Origin of the sequence: Streptomyces sp. SKN60, from assembly GCF_026236535.1 — a bacterium.
Classification (GTDB): domain Bacteria; phylum Actinomycetota; class Actinomycetes; order Streptomycetales; family Streptomycetaceae; genus Streptomyces.
This window is the reverse complement of the sequence record NZ_JAHTMW010000004.1, coordinates 271,458-290,748: the sequence shown is the minus strand read 5'-3', so window position 1 is coordinate 290,748 and position 19,291 is coordinate 271,458. Positions and strand designations below refer to the sequence as shown.

The following is a 19,291-nucleotide window of genomic DNA, read 5'->3' as shown; positions in this document are numbered from 1 at the left end:
AGGTCCGCCCCGGCCCGCTCGGTGACGCACGGTGGCCGGGCCGGAGTCCCGGCACCTCAGCCGCCGGAGAAGACTCCGATGCCGTTCGGCACCGGCCGCTCGGCGCCCCCGCTGGGATGGTTGCGCACCGTCACCGCGGGCTCGCCCGCCGCCCGCCCGACCAGCGTCGACGAGCCCCCGCCGTCCAGACCGAACGCCTCGCTCGCCCCGGACCCGGCGAGCAGCGCCGCCACCTCGGCCGGCGTCATGCCCGCCCGGAGCCCCGGCGCGCCGTCCAGGGCCATCAGGAGCAGCCCCCGCCCGCCGTGGGTGATCCCCGCCGCGGTCCGCACGGCCGCCGTCACCGCGTCCAGGCCGGGCAGCGGTGTCCCGTCCCGCAGCAGCGGAAAGCCGCCGACCGCGAAGCGGTACGGCACGCCCGCGCCCTCCGCGACAAGCCGGTGCCGCACCCGCACCCGGTCGCCGACCGCCAGCGCCCGTAACCGCCGGGCACCCTCCTCCCGGCCCACCAGGACCTCGGTGCCCTCGGCGACCGGACCGCGCCCCGGGGCGTCAGCGACCCCGACCACCCGCCCGCCGCGCACCGTCACCTCGTACGTCTCCGCCGAGCACGCCGCCGCCCGGTCGGCGTCCGTCCCGCACACCGCCCGCGCCCGCGAGGCGGCGCCCCAGTCGGCGGTGAAGACACCGACCGAGCCCACCGGCAGCGCGTACTGGTTCAGCCCGCCCAGCGGGAACGAGCCCGCCGGGTCGGTGACCGCGCCGTCCAGGGTGAGCCGGCCCATCCGCGCCCGGTGGTCCGCACCCACCCCGAACACCTCACGCGTGTCGGTCCCCGGCGGCAGCGCGGGACCGAACCGCTGCCCCGCCGGGACGGCCGCCTTCAGCTCCCGGCCGGCGCCGATCGCCGGGCCCACCGGCGCGCCGGTGGCGTCCACGCCCGGGTGCTGAGCCTCCGAGATGTGGAAGAAGTCCCCGTTCACCCCGGCGATCGCCCCGCGCGCGTCCGCCAGCGCCGACAGCGGAGCCCGCGCCGCCACCGCGCCCGGATGCAGCAGATCCACCTCCACGCCCTCGGCCCGCAGGTCCACGGAGAGCAGATGCACCCGGACCGGGCCGTGCGCGGCGCTCGTCTCGTACGTGCGGTACGCGACCCCCGGCGCCAGCGCCTGCCACGGGTCCGTGCCCGGGACGGCCGCCGTCGCGCCGGGTGCGAGACCGAGGGCCGGCACGCACCAGGCCAGCAGCAGTGCAACAAGCGTCCGAAGCCGCGCGTACGCATCCGTCACAGTCGCCCCCCCCGGGTCCCCTGTCGTCCCCTCAAATGTCCCAAGGGACACGAGAGCTGACCAGGCACCCGATCGGGTGAACCGTCAGCGGCGGAACTCCCGGGCCTGCGGGAACAGTTCCTTCACCAGCGTCCAGAACACCGGGAAGTCGGGGATGTCCTTCGCCTCCCGCGCCCAGCGGCCCGCGCCCGCCGTGCGCACCACCACCAGGCCGTCCCCGCGCCACTCGCAGCCCCGCACCCGCTCCCACGGCGCCGTCCCCGACGGCAGCGCGATGCCCTCGCCGGCGAGCGCGACCTCGCCGAACGCGACCCGCTCTCCCGCCTCCAGGGCGGTCACCGCCGGCTGCAGCGCACGGCGCACCGTCTCGTCCAGGACGATCTGGGCCAGCTCACGGATCTGCGAGTCCGCCGGCCGCGCCACGACCTCCTCGTTGAGGAACCCGCCGACGGTGACCCCCGTCCGCCCGTCGGTCAGCAGCCGGTAGGCGTAGTGGGTGCCGGTGTAGCCGCCGTTGACATAGGTGCGGGTCACGTCCTGGTGCATCGCCGTGACGGACCGCCAGGGCACCGCCCGCGCCTCGCCTGCCTTGCCCGGACACACCAGACCCCGCTCGTACAGGTACACGTACTCGCCGGGCAGCAGCGGGGGCGGCGCCGGCGGGCGGAAGGAGCGCCACAGGAACCAGCCGAGCGCCCCGAACGGTACGAGCAGCAGCGGGATCCCCAGCCAGGGCCCCGCCCACCGGGTGGCGAGCGCGGGCAGCGCCAGACCGGCCGCCGCGAGCAGCAGCACCGGCAGACAACGGCGACCCCGCCCCCGTAACTCCTGCGCACCGTCCCCGTGCCGCGCCCGGAAACCGCGCAGATACACCCCGAGCCCCGCCTCGCGCGCGGCCCGTGTCGCCGCCTCGTCCGGCGGCGGCACCGTCACCCGGTCGATCCGCTCCATCGCGCATCCCCCCGACGCCATGATGTCAGCGCCCCGCGGCCGGCGCCATCGGGTAGCGGTGGAACGAGCCCTTCGCGAGCGGGAGTTCGGGGTAGGCGAAGGCGAGGGTCTGGGCCGAGGGGTGGAAGAGCGGGGCCGGCAGGCCGGTCGGCGGGAACCAGGACCAGCGGGCGATCTTGTCCGGTTCGGTCACCTGCGGGGTGCCGGTGTGGGCGCGGACCGCCGTCGCCGCCGTCACGCAGGTCAGAGCAGTAAAGCTCGCGGTGTCGAGGATCAGACCGAGCACGGAGACGTCGGCGGGGTCGGCCACCAGGCCCGTCTCCTCGGCGAGTTCGCGGACCGCCGCGGCCTCCAGGGACTCGCCCGGCTCCACCTTCCCGCCCGGCAGCTCCCACACCCCGGAGTGGTGCAGCCCGAGCAGCACCCGCCCCTCCGGGTCGGTCACGACGACGCCCGCGCCGAGCGAGGCGTGGGCGGGCGGCGGGGTGGTGTTGCGGTCGGCGATGCTCATCGGACTCCTCGGCCGGGGACGTACACGTACGCCGCCACCCAACACCACGCCAGTGACAGCGCCCTCCTTCAGGCCGTCAGAGGACGGCGATGCCCAGCGGGCGCGAACCGGCCGGCAGGCGGTGGGTCGCGCCGGTCCGCAGGTCGACGATCGAGAGGCCGTCCCAGGAGCCGTCGCGGGTGAAGCCGCCCGTGACATACGCGGTGCGGCCGTCCTTCGACACCGCCACGTCCTCGTGCGGGCCGTCCAGCGGGAAGACCCGCTCGGTGCCGTCGGGGGCGCGGACGGTGAGGGAGGGGCCGCGGTCGCTGGCCGGGTCGATGGGGCCGGTGCCGACGGTGAGCAGGGTGCCGTCGGGGGTGATCGTCGTGCCGTGCTGATGGGTGTCGGCGGTCATCTCCTGGATCTCGGAGCGACCGGTGCGCGGGTCGACCACCACCAGGCGTTCGCCCTCGAACGGCAGCAGCAGCCGCCCGTCCGACGGGCGCACGGCCGTGTAGTGCGGCTTCAGCCAGGAGCCGAGGCCGCCCTCCGTGCCGTACGGCGCCACCTCGATCCGCCGGGTGGTCAGGTCGTCGGCCCGCACCACGGTCACGTCGAAGGAGTCGTGGTTCGTCGCGTACACCTCGGAGCCGTCGCGCGCCACGTCCACGTCGAACGGGCGCCGGCCGACCGGGACGCGGTCGACGACCTTCAGGGACGCGGTGTCGAGGACCTCCAGGGTGCCGTTGCCGCCGGGCACGTTGACGCCCACGTACACCCGGCGCCCGTCGGGGGAGAGCGCGATGCCCATGCCGCCGCCCCGGTACTCGCCTGTGGTCGCCGGTCCGCTCGCGGTGCGGTACGGGACGAGCGCGAGGCGCGTACGGGCCTCGGTGTCCACGACGGCGACGCCCTCGGCGGTGGCGACCCAGGCCCGCCCGTCCGCGCCGACGGCCAGGCCGTACGGGGCGGTGCCGACCTCGACCGAGGCGAAGGCGCCCCGGGCCGGGTCGACGAAGCTCACCGTGTCCGCGCCGAAATCGGCCACGAGCAGGGTGCCGGGCGGGGTGCCGCCCGTGGCGGGAGCCGGGACCGGGGCCGGGGCCGTCGTGGCGGGAGCCGCGTTGGCGGGGGCGGCGGACCCGGCGGGCTTGCCGCCGCCCTGCGCGCAGCCGGCGAGCAGTGCGACGGAGGCGGCGAGCACGGCGAGGGCACGGGATCGGATCATCGGCGGGCTCCCAGGGGCACGAGCGGACAGGCAAGCAGGCAGGCAGGCAGCGGACGGGCGGACGGGTGGCAGGTCCGCCCCCGGCACCCATGCTCCGCCCGGTCCCGCCCCGCCCGGGTCAACCGATCGGCCGACCCGGCCGTCAGCCGTCGGGCGCCCGGCCGTCCACCTGTCGGGCCCCGCGCCCGCCCGAACCCCACCCCTGCGGCATACTGACGCCGCCTTGATCAACAGATTGTTTAAGGAGAAGTCTTGGCCGCCAGCTTCAAGACCGTCATCGAGGTGGGCCCCGCCCACCGTGCCCAGGCCGAGGGCCTCGCCCGCGCCTTCCAGGACGCGATCGCCCCCGCCACCGTCAACTTCGACTTCGAGCACATCCACACCGCCGCCGCGGCGCTCCCCGACAGCACCGTCGTCCGGATGGTCCGCGGCTGGGGCCTCCAGGAGGAGGCGCCCGTCCTGGTGATGGTGCTCTCCCTCAAGGAGGCGGTCCGCCAGGCGCTGCCGCCCGAGGCGGCCGAGGCCGGGTTCTGGGACACCGTCGAACGCGAGCTGGTGTCCGCCTTCACCGGCCTCGCCGGGCAGGAGGGCCGGCCCGGCCTCTCCTACTACGAGGAGGGCCCCGACCGCACCCGCTACTACCGCGACCTCTTCTTCGCCCTCCAGGACGCGGAGACCGGCGCCTACCTCTACGCCATCGCCTTCTGCGCCGACGTCACCGTCGGCCTCGCCAAGGCCCGGGTCGGCGCGCTCGCCATGACCGACACCGTGCCTTTCGCGCTCCGCCTGAACGCGATCGTCGTCCGCCAGGAACTCGCCCTCGCCGCCGCCTGACGGCACGGAGTCGCCGTACGCCACAGGTCCCGGCCCGCCGTCCCGGGCCATGGCCAACCGCCGTACCGGACGGTAGCGTCCGTGCCCCAGGGGGACCCGGTCGGCAGGCGAAGGGCGAAGGGCACGATGAACCAGCGGTTCGGCGACTACCAGAACGAGATCTACCTGAACGGACTCTTCGGCACCCTGCCGAAGCTCCCCATGGACTTCGCCGAACTCGAACGGCGCGCCCAGGCCGCGCTCCCGCCCTCGATCCGGTCCTACGTCGCCGGCGGCGCGGGCGACGAACGCACCCAGCGCGCCAACACCGAGGCCTTCCAGCAGTGGGGCCTGGTGCCCCGGATGATGGTCGGCGCCGCCCGACGCGACCTCTCCGTCGACCTGTTCGGGATGCGGCTGCCCACCCCGCTGCTCATGGCCCCGGTCGGCGTCATCGGCCTGTGCGCCCAGGACGGCCACGGCGACCTCGCCACCGCGCGCGCCGCCGCCCGTACCGGCGTCCCCATGATCGCCTCCACCCTGAGCGTCGACCCCCTGGAGGAGGTCGCCGACTCCCTCGGCGACACCCCGGGCCTCTTCCAGCTCTACACCCCGACCGACCGCGCCCTCGCCGAGAGCCTGGTGCGGCGCGCCGAGGAGGCCGGCTACCGCGGCATCGTCGTCACCCTCGACACCTGGGTCACCGGCTGGCGCCCGCGCGACCTCGCCACCGGCAACTTCCCCCAGCTGCGCGGCCACTGCCTCGCCAACTACACCTCCGACCCGGTCTTCCGGGCCCGGCTCGCCAAGGCGCCCGAGGAGGACCCGCAGGCCGCCGCCCTGGAGTGGACCGGCATCTTCGGCAACCCGCTGACCTGGGACGACCTGCCCTGGCTGCGGTCCCTCACCAGGCTGCCGCTCCTCCTCAAGGGCATCTGCCACCCCGAGGACGTGCGCCGCGCCCGGGACGGCGGCGTCGACGGCGTCTACTGCTCCAACCACGGCGGCCGCCAGGCCAACGGCGGACTGCCCGCCCTCGACGCGCTGCCCGACGTGGTCGCCGCCGCCGACGGACTGCCCGTGCTCTTCGACTCGGGCGTCCGCAGCGGCGCCGACGTCGTCAAGGCCCTCGCCCTCGGCGCCACCGCCGTCGCCGTCGGCCGCCCGTACGCCTACGGGCTCGCCCTCGACGGCACCGACGGCATCGTCCACGTGCTGCGCTCGCTGCTCGCCGAGACCGACCTGATCATGGCGGTGGACGGCTACCCGGCCCTCGCCGACCTGCGCGCGGAGGGCGCCCTGCGGCGGCTCCCCTAGGCGATACGGGACGGCTTAGGGCCTGTGCGGCGGGCGAGGACCTCGGCGATCCGGGAGAAGCCGTCCGCGCCGTGCCCGAGGGCGACCGTACGGCGGGCCAGGCCCTCGGCCGCCCGCATCACGCCCGTGTCGATGCCGTGCGCCTCCGCGGCGTGCACGATGTGCGCCATCGTGGAGACCGCCGAGGTCAGCGGATTGCCCTCGCCGGAGAAACCGCCGTCCTGCACGTCCCCGGCCAGCTCCTCGAACAGCGGCGGCAGGATCGCGCCGATGCCCTGGGCGTACGGGGCGAGTTCGCGCGGGGTGATGCCCTCCGCGCCCGCCACCGCGAGGGCGTGCACATAGCCGGCCATCGCCGTCCAGAAGACGTCGAGCAGCGCGATGTCGTACGCGGCGGCCCGGCCGACGTCCTCGCCGAGGTGGCTGTGGGTGCCGCCGAGTGCGTCGAGCACCGGACGGTGCGCACGGTACAGCTCCTCCGGGCCGCTGTGCAGGAAGACCGCGTGCGGGGTGCCGATGGTGGGCGTCGGGGTCATGATGGCGCCGTCGAGATAGCCGATGCCGTGCTCGCCGGCCCAGCGCCCGGTGTCCCGGGCCCGCTCGGGGACGTCGGCGCTCAGATTGACCAGGGTGCGCCCCTTGAGCGCCGAGGTGACCGCGTCCTGGCGCAGGACCGCGTCGGTGGCGTCGTAGTTGACCAGGCAGATCACAGTCAGCGGGCTCGCGGCGACCGCCTCGGCGGCGCTCGCCGCCCCGACGGCGCCGCGCTCGACCAGCTCGCGGTCCCGGCCCGGCGTACGGTTCCACACCGTCGTCCGCACTCCGGCGGCGACGAATGCACCGGCCAGGGCGCGGCCCATCGGGCCGAGCCCGAGCACGGTGACGGCGGAGGCGGATGCGGGCGCGGATGCGGGCAGCGGGGAAGAAGACATGGCGGAACTCCCTTGTAACGAGGAAAGACTGGGCAGAGGGCATGACAGAGGAAGACGAAGGACGGGACGGATGACGCGCAAGCGGGCCAGGGACACCGACGTGTGCGGAGTGACCGCGGCCGTCGCGGTGATCGACGGCAAGTGGAAGACCCTGCTGCTGTGGCTTCTGGAGGCCGGCCCGCACCGGCCCGGCGAACTGCGCCGGAAGATCCCGGACATCAGCGAGAAGGTGCTGACCCAGGCGCTGCGCGAGATGGAGTCCGACGAGCTGGTGCACCGCGAGGTGCACGACGTGGTGCCGCCGAAGACCGTCTACTCGCTGACCGAGGAGGGTCGCGCGCTCTCGGCGGCGCTCGCCCCGGTCGCCGCGTGGGGCCACCGCCGGATCGACCGGCTGGTCGCGGAGCGCGTCGTGCCGTCCTGAGGTTGCTGGTGGGGTCTGGTGGTGCGGTGGTTCCTTCGTTCGTCCCTTCGCTCTTCCTTCGGTCCGTTCCCTCGGTCGTGCTCAGCCTCTCCCGGGGGCGGTGGGGCGACAAGTACCCACCTATTTGTGGGTACCTGCCGCCGCGCTACTCCGCCTGCACCGCCTCCGTACGGGTACGGTTCCGGCGCAGCCACCGGCGGCGCCGGGGCCGGTCCGGCAGCCAGCCGAAGGCCAGCGAGCTGCCGACGAGGCCGAGCAGCATGCCGATGAAGAAGCCGCCCAGGTTGGACGTGACCCAGCTGGCCAGCGAGGCGAGCACGCCGATCACCGAATAGAACAGCCGCTGGCGGGGGTTGAACACGATGAGCAGTCCGCAGACCGTCATCACCATCGGCAGTACGTAGCCCGCCAGGCTGTCGGCGCCGGCGGCGAGGACCACCGAGATGCTGGCCCGCTGGGTCAGCAGGATCTCCGCGCCGCCGAGCGCCAGGGCGAGGCCGGCCCCGAAGGGCCGCCGGTGCCGCCAGCGCCGGAAGGCCCGCCAGGGATGGCGGCGGCTGTCGGCCGGCTCGCCGCTCGGGGTCCCGGGGGCTTCGGCGACGGCCTCGTCCGTGCCCGGTGCCATGGTCAGCAGCCCTCCGAGCTGAAGTTCATGTGCAGGTCGGGCAGGGTGAAGCGGACCGCCGTGGTGGCGTAGTTGGTCTGCCGGAGATCATTCAGCCTGACCGTGTCCGCCTGCTGGCCGAAGGAGCCGAGCGGGCCCTTGACCGGCGGCTTCTCGAAGGTGCTGGCGTCCCCGCCGATCTCGATGTTGTCGAAGTCGGCGAGCTTGCCGGTGATGTCGGTCGAGTCGGTGGTCAGCCCGGAGGCCTTGACCGGGGTGCCCTTGTTGCCGGCGGTGATGTGCAGATAGGTGCCGCCGAGCTCCACGCTCTGGCACAGGTTGGTCAGCTTCGCCTCGCGGATCGCGGTCACGATGACCAGGACCTGGCCGCCGGTGTCGCCCGCGTTGGGGCTGCCCTCGGCCATGTTGTCGAGCGCGCCGAACTGCCCGAATCCGGTGCCCTCCAGGGAGTCCGCGGAGACCACGAACGGCATGCCGGAGATGGCGAACTGGGCGGCGAGCGCGCCCTGGGCGGTGAGCACCACCAGGGTCGACGCGGCGAGGAAGGCGGGGACGCCCATCAGGGCGGCGCGGCGGTAGCGCACCCCGCCCCGTCTGTCGGATGCGGCGGCGCGCGCGGGCTTCGCGCCGGGGTCGGTGGTGCCTTCGGACAGGGCCATGCGTTGCTCCTGACATGGATGAGGAAACGGAGCGCGGCGACGTCCTGGCGCGGACGGTTCCCCATCCACCTGGGTCTTCCCGGGATCGTGCGGAGGCGGCGGTGCCGCAGGGAACCGAAACGGACCGTACGCGCCGTTATAAGGCGCGTCAACTACCCAGTAACAAATCCCTGTTGACGATCATTCAGGAATCGAGGGCGCGGTCCCGCAGGGCCATCCGAAGGGCGCCACGACCACATGCACGAGCACGTCCAGGAGCGCCCCGAGCCCCTCGACCGGTGCCGGTTCGGCCCCTTCTCCGAACCGCCCCTCGTCCACCGCCCGCAGCAGTGCCGCGTGCACCGCGCCCACCACCGTGTCCACCAGCTCGCCCCGCGGCACCCCCGGCGGCCCCGCCGGCGCGTCCGCGAAGAACAGTCGAAAACTGGCCAAGAGTTCGGCGCGCGCCCGGCGCCCGGCCGGGCCCACCGACTCGATCTCCACCACCATCGTGGCGAAGGCCGGATTGCGCGCGAGCAGGCCGAGGAGGACCCCGAGCCCGCCCCGCACCGCCCCCGGCCAGTCGACCGCGCCGCCGGTCTCCTCGTACGCCCGCTGCATGGCCCGCAACACCGTCTCGGTGCCGCCCCGGAAGGCCGCGAGCACCGCGTCCTCCTTGCCGGAGAACAGCTCGTAGAAGACCGGACGGGTCACTCCGGCAGCCCGGCAGATGTCGCTGATCCGCGCGCCCGTGTAGCCGTTGGCCGCGACCGTGCGCGCCACGCCGTCGAGCAGCCGCTCCCGCTGCCGCGAGGCCACCTCCTCGGGCGTCAGCCGGCGCGGCCCGGGCCGCAGCGAGCGCTCGGGCTCGCGGCCCGTGCGGGCCCCCGGCAGGACCAGTTCCTCCTCGGCGCCCCGAACGCTCGTCATCGGCCACATCCTTCGGCGGTTGTTGACGTCACATACCCGGCAGGATTACAACCCTCGTGGGTTTTCCTCTCGGTGCTCCGGGCGAACACCGGTGGAACCGCACCCCCGTGGGACGGGATGCGGCGCCGCCGCGCACCGCACACCGAGTATTACGCTCCACCCCGTATCGCGACACCGCTGCCGGAGATCCGTGGCGCCGGATCGTTCCGGCGGTGGCCGTCGCCGCACGGCGCCGCCGCCTCACCATGTCACCCGCATCAACGCCCCGCCACGGCCGGGCAGGTGCGCCTGACGTGATCCCCCGCGCGGCGCGCCCCTTCGTACCTCCCCCCGTGCCCACGTCCCCCGTGCGCACGGGCCCGCGCAGCCACGCGATCCGCCGAGTTCTCTCTCACCCTCCGCCTTCGTGCGAAAGGAACCCCCATGGACAAGCGTGCTCTCTCCGCTGCCTTAGGTGCCGCCGTCGCCGCCGTTCTCGCGGTGACCGCCTCCGCCTCCGCGACCGCCGCGGCCGGCGAGGTCCTCACCACCGGAAGCTCCGGCGGCCCCGCCGTGGCCGTCGGCGACGTCCTGTCGGCCTCCCTCGCCACGGGCACCCAGGCGCGGATCGCCACCACCTCGGGCGGCAGCACCGGCATCACCTGCAACACCTCGGCCTTCACCGCCACGGCCACCGCCAACCCCGCCGCACCCGGCACCGCCACCGAGTCCGTCACCGCGCACACCCTGAGCAACTGCACCACCAACATCATCGGCGCCACCGGTGTGCAGAGCATCACCGTCAACAACCTGCCGTTCAACGCGGCGGTCAGCTCCGGCGGCAGCCTCACCGTCACGGCCGGCGCCGCCGGTCCGATCCAGACCACCCTCAAGGTCAGCACCATCCTCGGCACGTCCACCTGCGTCTACCGGGCCGGCAGCCTCACCGCCACCCCGAACAACGCCGACAACTCGCTCACCTTCTCCAACCAGCTCTTCACCAAGTACAGCGGCCCCGGCACCTGTCCGGGCAGCGGCTACTTCAGCGCGAAGTACGGCCCGGTCCTCGACACCAGCCAGGCCGGCAGCCCGGCGGTGTTCGTGAACTGACGCCAAGGCGAAGGGCGGCCCCGGAGCCTGCGGGCTCCGGGGCCGCCCCTCCGCCGTCTGCCGAGGTCAGCGGCGGCCCCGCCGCGCCGTGACGTGCCCTCGCGCGGCGAACTCCGCGAACCAAGGGAGCAGGTCGGCGTGGGTGACGGCGCCGGGGGCGCAGACGTCGGCGGGGCGCGCACCCTGCAGGATGCGCTTCACGGGCACCTCAAGGCGTTTTCCGGTCAGGGTGCGTGGCAGCGCGGGCACCCTGACGATCGTGTCCGGCACATGGCGAGGGGACAGCTGCCGTCGGATGGCGCCGACGATCCGCTCGCGCAGGGCGTCGTCGTCGGGCCCGGCGTCTTCGTCCTGGTGTCCGCCCTCGTCGACCACCACGAACAGCGGCATGAAGTAGCCGCCGTCGTCCTGCTCGACGCCCACGACGAGGCTGTCCGTGATGCCGGCCAGTCGCTCCACCACCGCGTGGATGTCCGCGGAGCCCATGCGCAGGCCCATGCGGTTGAGCGTGGCGTCGGAGCGCCCGGACACGACGACCGACAGGTCCTCGTCGACGGTGGCCCAGTCGCCGTGCCGCCAGACGCCGGGGTACGTGGCGAAGTAGCTGTCCCGGTAGCGGGCGCCGTCGGGGTCGGCGACGAAACGCAGCGGCATGGACGGCAGGGGTGCGGTCACCACCAGCTCGCCCTGCTCGCCCGTCAGGGGGCGGCCCGCGTCGTCCCAGGCCGCCAGGGCCACCCCCAGCGCGGGGCCCGGGATGCGACCCACGCGTACGGGCAGCAGCGGGGAGGCGCCCGCGAGCACCGAGCAGACGTCGGTGCCGCCGCAGATCGACTGCACTTGCGCGCCGGGGACGAGGTGCTCGTGGACCCAGGAACGTGCACCCGCGTGAGAGCGAGGAGGTGCTGTACGAGCACCCCGCGGTCGCCGAGGCCGCGGTCGTCGGCACGCCCCATCCGTTGCACGGCGAGGAGGTCGCCGCGGTCGTCGTGCTGCGGGCCGGCGCCGAGGCGACGGCCGAGGAGATCCGCGCGTACGTCAGGGAACGCGTCGCCGCCTACAAGTACCCGCGCGTCGTCAGCCTCGTCGGCGAACTCCCCAAGGGTCCGACCGGCAAGATCCTCAAGCGCGAGATCACCGTCACCGTGCCGCGCACCCGGGTGTGACGCGGGCGTCCGGCGTCACACCCGGGTGTGACGCCGGACGCCCGCCGGGTCCACGCGCGCCGGAGGGCGTCAGAGCGCGTCCGGGCCCCGCTGGCCCGTGCGCACCCGGACCACCGTCTCCACCGGCACCGCCCACACCTTGCCGTCGCCGATCTTGCCCGTGTGGGCGGCACGGACGATGGCGTCGATGACGGGCTCCGCGTCGGCGTCCTCGACGACGACCTCGATCCGGGCCTTCGGCACCAGGTCCACCCGGTACTCGGCGCCCCGGTACACCTCGGTGTGGCCGCGCTGGCGCCCGTAACCGCTGGCCTCGGTGACCGTGAGCCCATGGACGCCGAGCGCCTGGAGCGCGGTCTTCACCTCGTCGAGGCGGAACGGCTTGACGATCGCGGTGATCAGCTTCATGCGGAGGGCTTCCTGTCCTTGACGGGGGAGCTGGCGGGCGAGGCGACGGGCGAGACGACGGAGGACGCGGAGTGCAGGGGCGCGCCGCCGTGCCCGAGCACGCCGTGATCGTAGGCGGTCTCCGCGTGCACCGTCTGGTCGAGTCCCGTCAGCTCCTCCTCGGCGGAGGCCCGCAGCCCCATCACCCGGTCGAGGGCCTTGCCGATCCCGTACGTGACGAGGAAGGTGTACGCCGCCACGGCCACCACCGCGACGGCCTGGCGGCCGAGCTGGCCGAGCCCGCCACCGTAGAACAGGCCCTCCGCCCCACCGGTCATCACCGGCGCCGCGAACAGACCGATGAGCAGCGTGCCGACGACCCCGCCGGCGAAGTGCACGCCCACCACGTCGAGGGAGTCGTCGTAGCCGAAGCGGAACTTCCAGGCGACCGCGTACGAGCAGACGACCCCCGCCGCCAGACCGACCGCTGCCGCGCCCGGCATCCCCACCACCCCGCACGCCGGAGTGATCGCCACGAGCCCGGCCACCGCGCCGGACGCCGCGCCGAAGGTGGTCGGGTGGCCGTCGCGCCGCTGCTCGACGAAGAGCCAGCCGAGCAGACCGGTGCACCCGGCGACCAGGGTGTTGAGGAGGGAGGCGGCGGCCAGACCGTTGGCGCCGAGCGCCGAACCGCCGTTGAAGCCGAGCCAGCCGAACCACAGCAGACCCGCGCCGAGCAGCACCATCGGCAGGTTGTGCGGCCGCATCGCGTCCTTCTTGAAGCCGATGCGCGGGCCGAGCACCAGACACAGCGCGAGACCGGACGCGCCCGACGCGATCTCGACGACGAGTCCGCCCGCGAAGTCGAGGGCGCCGAGCGAGTGCGAGATCCAGCCGCCGGGGCCCCACACCCAGTGCGCCACCGGAACGTATACGAGCAGCGTCCACACCGGTACGAAGACCAGCCAGCCCGCGAACCTGGTGCGGTCCGCGACCGCGCCGCTGATCAGCGCCGCCGTGATGATCGCGAAGGTCAGCTGGAAGGTGCTGAACAGGAACGTGGGAACCGTGCCGGTGAGCGTGCCGGGACCGATGCCCGCCAGGCCGACGTGCCCCAGACCCCCGACCAGGCCGGCGAAGGCGTCGTCGCCGAACGCGAGCGAGTAGCCCGCGACCAGCCAGACCACCGTGACCAGGGCGATGGACACGAAGCTCATCATCAGCATGTTGAGGACGCTCTTCGTGCGGACCATGCCCCCGTAGAACAGGGCCAGGCCCGGGGTCATCAGCAGTACGAGCGCGGTGGCGGCGAGCAGCCAGGCGGTGTCGCCGGTGTCGAGCCGGGGTGCGGCGGCGAGGGGCATCAACGGTCTCCTCCTACGGGGTCGGGGGAGAGCCTCACGGCCGCGCGTTTCGCGTTGCCTACGCCGGAGTTTCCGCCGTGTTTCATTGCACGGGGGTTACCGGACCCTCACCGGGGGCGGCGGCGGACCGGCGCAGGCGAGACGATCAGGCGTTGTGCCGGGCCCAGTACCGCGTGTGCGGCAGGTCGTCGTCCAGCCAGTAGGCGTCGTCCTCGGTGACCACCAGCAACTCCTCCCACTTCACCCCGATCTCGCCCTTGCCGATGTGCGGCTCGACGGCCCACAGACCGGGCTCGCACGGCCGGTCGGAGCCCTCGTTCCACAGCGGCGTCCGGTTCAGGCGCGGACGGATCGCGGAGGAGAGGAGATGGCCGCTGAGATAGGCGAGGGCCTGCGGGCTGAAGCCGTTGATCCGGAAGGTGGGCAGGCGGGTGCCCGGGACCTTGCCGACCCGGTGGGCGATGACCGAGCCGGGGTAGTAGCTGTGGATGTTCTCGAAGCCCTGGTCGGCGATCAGTTCGTCGACCTCCCGGTAGATCCGGGCCTGCGTGGCACCGCTCCTGACCAGGTCCAGGATCAGTGCGCGGTGCGGCTCGAGGGCCATGCGCGCCTCGTGGAACTCCTCGCTGTCCTCGCCGCCGAGCGTGCACGAGTACCCCATGTCGCAGGCGATGTCGCCGACCACCGGACCGACGTCGAGGATGACGGCCTCGCCGTGCCGCAGGGGACGGTCGGTCGGCTGGAACTGCTTGCCGAAGTGGGCCATCTTCGGGTTGAGCAGGCTGCCGAGCGCGCCGCCCTTGGGCTTGGCGAAGTCCCGGAACCGGGTGCGCTCCCCGAACCACGCGAAGCCGTAGTGGAAGAAGCGCGTCACCCCGTGGTCCCGGAGCCAGTCCTCGACGGCCCGCGCGGCCTGCCTCTCGGTGATCCCCTCGTACAGCTGCGCCTCGACGGCCGCCACCGCGTCGTAGGCGAGTCGTTGGGCCGCCTTGAAGTCGGCGAGTTCCTGCGGGGTGAAGTGTTCCTTGGCCATGGGAGGGGAGCCTCTCGGAGGAGTGACGGGTGGGTGGGGTCTCTGAGGGAAGCGGGGTTGCGAGGCGGGGGTTACGACGCGGGGGCGTCCCGGAGCGCGCGCTTGAGGATCTTGCCGGTGGCGTTGGTGGGCAGGGCGTCGCGGAACTCCACCAGGCGCGGGTACTTGTAGCTCGCCATGGTCTCCTTGCACCAGGCGACGAGTTCGTCCTCGGTGAGCGCGGCACCGGGAGCCCGTACGACGCAGGCCTTGATCTCCTCGCCGTGCCGCTCGTGCGGGACGCCGATGACCGCGGCCGTGCTCACCGCGGGGTGGGTGTGCAGGACCTCCTCGATCTCCCGCGGGTAGACGTTGAACCCGCCGCGGATGATCAGGTCCTTGGCGCGGTCGACGATGTAGTACCAGCCGTCGGCGTCCCGGCGGGCCAGGTCGCCGGTGCGGAACCAGCCGTCGCGGATCACCTCGGCGGTCGCGTCGGGGCGGCCGTGGTACCCCTTCATGACGTTGTGGCCGCGGACGGCGATCTCGCCGACGGCGTCGGGGCCCTCGACGGGGGACCAGTCCTCGGCGATCAGGGCCACGTCGACTCCCCAGATCGGCCGCCCGATGGAGCCGGGGCGGACGGCCTCGCCACGGGGCGAGAAGGTGGCGACCGGGCTGGTCTCCGACAGGCCGTACCCCTCCCGGATGGTCACGCCGAACCGCTCGCCGAAGCGCCGGTGGATCTCCACCGGCAGGGCGGCGCCGCCGGAGACGGCCGTGCGCAGGTGCGCGGCGATCCGCTCCGCGTCGGCGGTCGCGGCGGAGGAGTCCTCGCCGAGCAGGGCCCAGTACATGGTGGGCACGCCGGCGAAGAACGTGACGGAGTGGCGCCGCATGAGGGCCAGGGCGTCGGCGGCCTGGAAGCGGGGCAGCAGGACCAGGGTGGCGCGGGCGGACAGCCCGGCGTTCATCTGCACGGTCTGGCCGAAGGAGTGGAAGAGCGGCAGCGTGACGAGATGGACGTCGTGCTCGGCCTCGCCGAAGAGCTTGTGGCAGGCCAGGGCGTTGAACGCCATGTTGGCGTGGCTGAGCTCGGCGCCCTTGGGGCGGCCGGTGGTGCCGGAGGTGTAGAGGATGACGGCGGTGTCGTCGGCCTCGGTGGGCACGGTGTCGACGTCGCCGCGCTGGTCGGCGAGCGCCGCGCCGAGCGACTCGGCGCCGGGGACGGGCGATTCGGAGCTCGCGGCGTCCGCCGTCATCAGGAAGAAGTGCTCGCAGCCCGGGGTCTGCTCGAAGGCGGAGAACCCTTCCTGCCCGAGGGGCAGTTCGGCGGAGCCCTCGAAGCAGAAGTAGGCCTTGGCCCCGGAGTCGGCCAGGTGGTAGGCGATCTCGCGGCCCTTGAGCAGCACGTTGAGCGGGACGACCACGGCACCGGCCTTGAGGATGCCGTAGTAGACGATCGGGAACCACGGCAGGTTGGGGCAGGACAGGGCGACCTTGTCGCCGGGCCGGATGCCGCGGGCCCGCAGCAGGCCGGCCACCCGGCGGGCCTCGGTGTCCAGTTCGGCGTAACTGAGCCGCTGCTCGCCCAGGACGACGGCGGTACGGTCGGGGACGGCGCGAGCGCTGTCCTCCAGCATCACGGCGAGGTTGTACATGGGAACTCCGTACGGGTGCGAGGGGCGAGTGGGCGGAGACGGCGGGGCCGGGGATCGAGGGTCCGGGGACCGGGGGTCAGAGGGCGGCGGACTGCGGGGTGGCGCCGTCGGCGTCCGTGCGCAGTTCGCGTTCGTAGCTGCGCGAGGCGGTCCACAGCGCGGCGGCGGCGCCGGCGCAGAACAGCGGCATCAGGGCGAGCGCGGCGGCGATGCCCAGGGTGTCGGAGAGCCAACCGGTGAGCAGCGGGCCCACCGCCAGGCCGAAGAGGTTCTGGATCAGCGTGACCATGCCGAGCGCGGTGGCGCGGAGCTTCGGGTCGACCACGTCCATCACGACCGCGGGGACCGGGCCCACCGCCGCCGTCACCGTGAAGGCACCGGCCACGATCAGGACCAGCTGCACGGGGCCGGCCGGTACCCACGCGAAGGCGGAGGTCAGCAGGACGAGCGCGAGCAGAGCGAGACCCGCCGGCAGGGTCAGCTTGCGCCGGGCCCGGGCCGCTCCGGCCCGGTCGGCCGCGTAGCCCAGGACGACGGTGCCGACCGCGCTGGCGACGACCGCGGCCGCCGACACCGCGCCGGCCTTGGCGCTGGTGTAGTCGTGGGTACGGGTGAGGTAGCTCGGCAGCCACGCGTAGAGCGTGGAGAGCACCACCAGCTGCATGGCGCCTCCCAGGTACGAGGCGACGGCGGTACGGCTGCGGAAGAGCTCGGCCAGGGCGCCCCGGGTACGGATCGGCGCCGCGTCGGCGGGGGCGGCCGCGTCGGCGGGGCTCGCCACCGGCGTACGCCCCTCCCGCCCCTCCCGTACCTTCAGGAACAGCAGGGCCAGGAGCAGACCGGGCGCGGCGAACACCGCGAGCGTCATGCGCCAGCCGAGCGAGGGCACCATCAGCCCGCCCAGGAAGACGCCCAGGACGACACCGAGCGGTCCGGCCGCCTGGAGGGCGCCCACCACCGTCGCCCGCAGCCGCTGCGGGAAGAGACCGGCCATCAGGGCGCCGCCGGCCGGCCCGTAACCGGCCTCGCCGAGCCCGATGGCCGCCCGCGCCGCCAGGAGCTGGGCGTAGTTGCCCACCACGGCACAGGCCATGGCCGCCAGGCTCCAGACCGTGCCCATCACGGCGATGGACTTCGCCCGGCTCCAGCGGTCGGCCACCAGCGCGAAGGGCAGCGCGCCGAGCGCCACGGTCACGGAGACGACCGAGACCAGGGCCCCGAGCCGGGTGTCCGACAGTCCCCACTCCTCCTTGAGGAGGGGGAAGGTGGCGACGATGATCTGCCGGTCGACGAAGTCCGTGAGCATCAGCGCGAAGGCGAGGGCGAACACGGTCCAGGCGTACCGCCTGGACACCGGCGGCTTCTCCGAGCCCGGCGAACCCGGTGCGTCCGGCGAGCCGGGCGCCGGGAGCACCGCCGGGTGGGGCGAGGGGCTGTCCATGGGAGACCTCCGGGGCAGGGGCTGTCAGGTGGTGGGTGGCCGGGTCAGCCGACGCGGCGGACGGCCGGTGCGTGCCAGGTGCCGCCCAGGACCGCGGGCCCGGGCCAGAACAGGCGCATCATGAGGTTGAAGGAACCCTCGGGCGCGGGCAGCCAGTTGGACTCCGGACCCTCGGCCGGCGCCGTGTGCTGGATCAGCAGCGTGAGCGAGCCGTCGGCGTCGAACTTCAGCGCGTCGCGGTCGCCGACGGCGTAGCGGTCGATCGGGTTGTCGACGAAGAACTGGCGGTCGTTGTACATCGTCAGCGACCAGAACGCGTTGACCGGCGGCAGGCCGTCGGCGGCGAAGTGCAGCCGGTAGCGGTGACGGCCGTGCAGCGGCTCGCCGTCGCCGTCGACCCGGCACACCGGATAGACCGCGTCCTCGGGGAGGTTGGCGCCCAGGCCGATCAGCGTGACCGCGGCCCGCTGCAGGTAGTCCGTCCCGTAGGCGCCGATCTCGACCGGGGTCATCCAGCCGTCGCGGACCCGCGCCCGCGGGCTGCGGCCGGCCGCCTCCACCCGGGCGATGCCCTCGGCGGCACCCTGGGCGATCGCCTGCTGGTCCTCGGGGCTCAGGGAGTCCCAGTCGAAGGGCCGGCCGGGGACGACACCGAGCCGGGCCAGCCGCTCGACCATGGGGGCGTCATCGGGCTTCGCCGGGTTGGCCGCCATCAGGTGGGCGGTCATGGCGAAGAACGTGGCGGGATCCAGCGCGGCCACCTGGTCGACCGGAGCGGTCACCAGGTCGACCGGGCCGGGGCCCGCCGCCACGGCCGAGGCCGAGTCGGGGTCGGTGCAGGTGCCGGTGAGCGGAGTCAGCCGGTAGCCGGCCTGGACGGCGTGCACCGCCGGGTAGTCCGCCACACCGTTGACCTGGGTCCGGCCGATGATCGCGACCATGGAGGTGGGGGCGTCGATCCGCTCCACCCCGGCCGGCAGTTCGCCCGCCCAGCCGGGGCCGACCAGGGCGAACTCACCGGCGGTGCTTCCCGTCGTACGGGAGCCGGGGCAGGCGAAGACGTTGGTCCAGGCGTCGTACAGCGGGAGCAGGAAGTACCGCCCGCGGGTGTCGGGCACGGAGAGCCGCACCGGCCCCGCCGACAGGTCCAGCCAGGCCAGCGAGTACAGCGTGTCCGCGTTCGGGCTGACCACGCCCTCGAACGACGCGTCCGGAGTGACCGGCAGGTGCGCGAAGGTGTTCGGCGCGGCACTGCCGGGGACGACGGCACCCGGAGTGGTCATCTGGCGCCTGGTCAGCTCCATGGTGACCAGCGGATAGGCGAAGACGTACGCCTCGGCGGCCAGTGCCGTCAGCGCGGCGGACTCCCCGGTGGCCTGGGTCTCGGTCGTGGTCACGGGATCTCCTCGGGTGGATGGGTGGCGTGGCAGTGGCGTGGATGCCCGGCCGGCGCGCCCGGTATCGAGGGCGGCTCGGACGCCGGAGCGCCTGGATCCGGACGCTACCCGGCCGAAAGACGACGTGCTTTGCT

At 73.8% G+C, this 19,291-nt stretch carries 19 protein-coding genes and 1 pseudogene; 5 read left to right on the top strand and 15 right to left on the bottom strand.

Annotated elements, in window-relative coordinates:
• Positions 1–56: 56 nt before the first annotated feature.
• From KV205_RS09155 to KV205_RS09140, 4 genes are all read right to left on the bottom strand, one after another.
• Positions 57–1,289 carry a phosphodiester glycosidase family protein gene (locus KV205_RS09155; RefSeq protein WP_374214648.1) on the bottom strand — a complete coding sequence of 411 codons (1,233 nt, stop codon included), beginning with the start codon at positions 1,287–1,289 and terminating at the stop codon, positions 57–59.
• Positions 1,290–1,373: 84 nt separating this feature from the next.
• Positions 1,374–2,240 (bottom strand): DUF6585 family protein, encoded by an 867-nt coding sequence (locus tag KV205_RS09150; RefSeq protein ID WP_265863589.1) that lies wholly within the window; start codon positions 2,238–2,240, stop codon positions 1,374–1,376.
• Between the two features lie 25 nt (positions 2,241–2,265).
• Positions 2,266–2,751 (bottom strand): NUDIX hydrolase, encoded by a 486-nt coding sequence (locus KV205_RS09145; protein WP_265863588.1) that lies wholly within the window; start codon positions 2,749–2,751, stop codon positions 2,266–2,268.
• Positions 2,752–2,827: 76 nt separating this feature from the next.
• Positions 2,828–3,961, bottom strand: coding sequence for a YncE family protein (locus KV205_RS09140; protein ID WP_265863587.1), 1,134 nt, complete (start codon positions 3,959–3,961; stop codon positions 2,828–2,830).
• Between the two features lie 252 nt (positions 3,962–4,213).
• Here KV205_RS09140 and KV205_RS09135 point away from each other — a divergent pair, with 252 nt between their 5' ends.
• A complete protein-coding gene (locus KV205_RS09135) occupies positions 4,214–4,795 on the top strand; it encodes a Type-2Aa cytolytic delta-endotoxin (protein ID WP_265863586.1) in 582 nt (193 codons plus the stop codon).
• Between the two features lie 126 nt (positions 4,796–4,921).
• Entirely contained in the window at positions 4,922–6,091 is a 1,170-nt protein-coding gene (locus KV205_RS09130; protein WP_265863585.1) for an alpha-hydroxy-acid oxidizing protein, read from the top strand.
• On the opposite strand, the gene KV205_RS09125 is transcribed toward KV205_RS09130, so the two are convergent.
• Positions 6,088–7,023, bottom strand: coding sequence for an NAD(P)-binding domain-containing protein (locus KV205_RS09125; RefSeq protein WP_265863584.1), 936 nt, complete (start codon positions 7,021–7,023; stop codon positions 6,088–6,090). The genes KV205_RS09130 and KV205_RS09125 overlap by 4 nt on opposite strands.
• 70 nt (positions 7,024–7,093) lie before the next feature.
• Between KV205_RS09125 and KV205_RS09120 the strand changes: the two genes are divergently transcribed.
• Positions 7,094–7,447: a helix-turn-helix domain-containing protein gene (locus KV205_RS09120; RefSeq protein ID WP_265863583.1), complete on the top strand. Its 354-nt coding sequence runs from the start codon at positions 7,094–7,096 to the stop codon at positions 7,445–7,447.
• 145 nt (positions 7,448–7,592) lie between these two features.
• Here KV205_RS09120 and KV205_RS09115 read toward each other — a convergent pair whose 3' ends face one another.
• The 3 genes from KV205_RS09115 to KV205_RS09105 form a co-directional block, all read right to left on the bottom strand.
• A complete protein-coding gene (locus KV205_RS09115) occupies positions 7,593–8,072 on the bottom strand; it encodes a DUF6114 domain-containing protein (protein WP_265863582.1) in 480 nt (159 codons plus the stop codon).
• 2 nt (positions 8,073–8,074) lie between these two features.
• Positions 8,075–8,731: a DUF6230 family protein gene (locus KV205_RS09110; RefSeq protein ID WP_265863581.1), complete on the bottom strand. Its 657-nt coding sequence runs from the start codon at positions 8,729–8,731 to the stop codon at positions 8,075–8,077.
• 180 nt (positions 8,732–8,911) lie between these two features.
• Positions 8,912–9,640: a TetR/AcrR family transcriptional regulator gene (locus KV205_RS09105; RefSeq protein WP_265863580.1), complete on the bottom strand. Its 729-nt coding sequence runs from the start codon at positions 9,638–9,640 to the stop codon at positions 8,912–8,914.
• 423 nt (positions 9,641–10,063) lie between these two features.
• Between KV205_RS09105 and KV205_RS09100 the strand changes: the two genes are divergently transcribed.
• Positions 10,064–10,729 carry a Tat pathway signal sequence domain protein gene (locus KV205_RS09100; protein WP_265863579.1) on the top strand — a complete coding sequence of 222 codons (666 nt, stop codon included), beginning with the start codon at positions 10,064–10,066 and terminating at the stop codon, positions 10,727–10,729.
• A gap of 66 nt (positions 10,730–10,795) precedes the next feature.
• Here KV205_RS09100 and KV205_RS09095 read toward each other — a convergent pair whose 3' ends face one another.
• Complete coding sequence (locus KV205_RS09095) at positions 10,796–11,569, bottom strand: hypothetical protein (RefSeq protein ID WP_374214647.1); 774 nt, start codon at positions 11,567–11,569, stop codon at positions 10,796–10,798.
• A gap of 23 nt (positions 11,570–11,592) precedes the next feature.
• Here KV205_RS09095 and KV205_RS09090 point away from each other — a divergent pair.
• A pseudogene (locus KV205_RS09090) lies at positions 11,593–11,895 on the top strand (long-chain fatty acid--CoA ligase); the annotation flags it as partial.
• A 69-nt stretch (positions 11,896–11,964) separates the two neighbouring features.
• Here the strand turns inward: KV205_RS09090 and KV205_RS09085 are convergent.
• The 6 genes from KV205_RS09085 to KV205_RS09060 form a co-directional block, all read right to left on the bottom strand.
• Positions 11,965–12,303, bottom strand: a complete 339-nt coding sequence (locus KV205_RS09085; protein WP_265863578.1) for a P-II family nitrogen regulator — start codon at positions 12,301–12,303, stop codon at positions 11,965–11,967.
• Positions 12,300–13,646, bottom strand: coding sequence for an ammonium transporter (locus tag KV205_RS09080; RefSeq protein WP_265863577.1), 1,347 nt, complete (start codon positions 13,644–13,646; stop codon positions 12,300–12,302). The genes KV205_RS09085 and KV205_RS09080 overlap by 4 nt, the downstream gene beginning before the upstream one ends.
• A gap of 145 nt (positions 13,647–13,791) precedes the next feature.
• Positions 13,792–14,679, bottom strand: coding sequence for a M24 family metallopeptidase (locus KV205_RS09075; RefSeq protein WP_265863576.1), 888 nt, complete (start codon positions 14,677–14,679; stop codon positions 13,792–13,794).
• A 71-nt stretch (positions 14,680–14,750) separates the two neighbouring features.
• The gene (locus tag KV205_RS09070) at positions 14,751–16,319 is read right to left on the bottom strand and encodes a long-chain fatty acid--CoA ligase (RefSeq protein WP_265863575.1); all 1,569 of its coding nucleotides are present in this window, start codon (positions 16,317–16,319) and stop codon (positions 14,751–14,753) included.
• Positions 16,320–16,395: 76 nt separating this feature from the next.
• Positions 16,396–17,760 (bottom strand): MFS transporter, encoded by a 1,365-nt coding sequence (locus KV205_RS09065; RefSeq protein ID WP_265863574.1) that lies wholly within the window; start codon positions 17,758–17,760, stop codon positions 16,396–16,398.
• A 44-nt stretch (positions 17,761–17,804) separates the two neighbouring features.
• Positions 17,805–19,157 (bottom strand): DUF1254 domain-containing protein, encoded by a 1,353-nt coding sequence (locus KV205_RS09060; protein ID WP_265863573.1) that lies wholly within the window; start codon positions 19,155–19,157, stop codon positions 17,805–17,807.
• Positions 19,158–19,291: the final 134 nt, after the last annotated feature.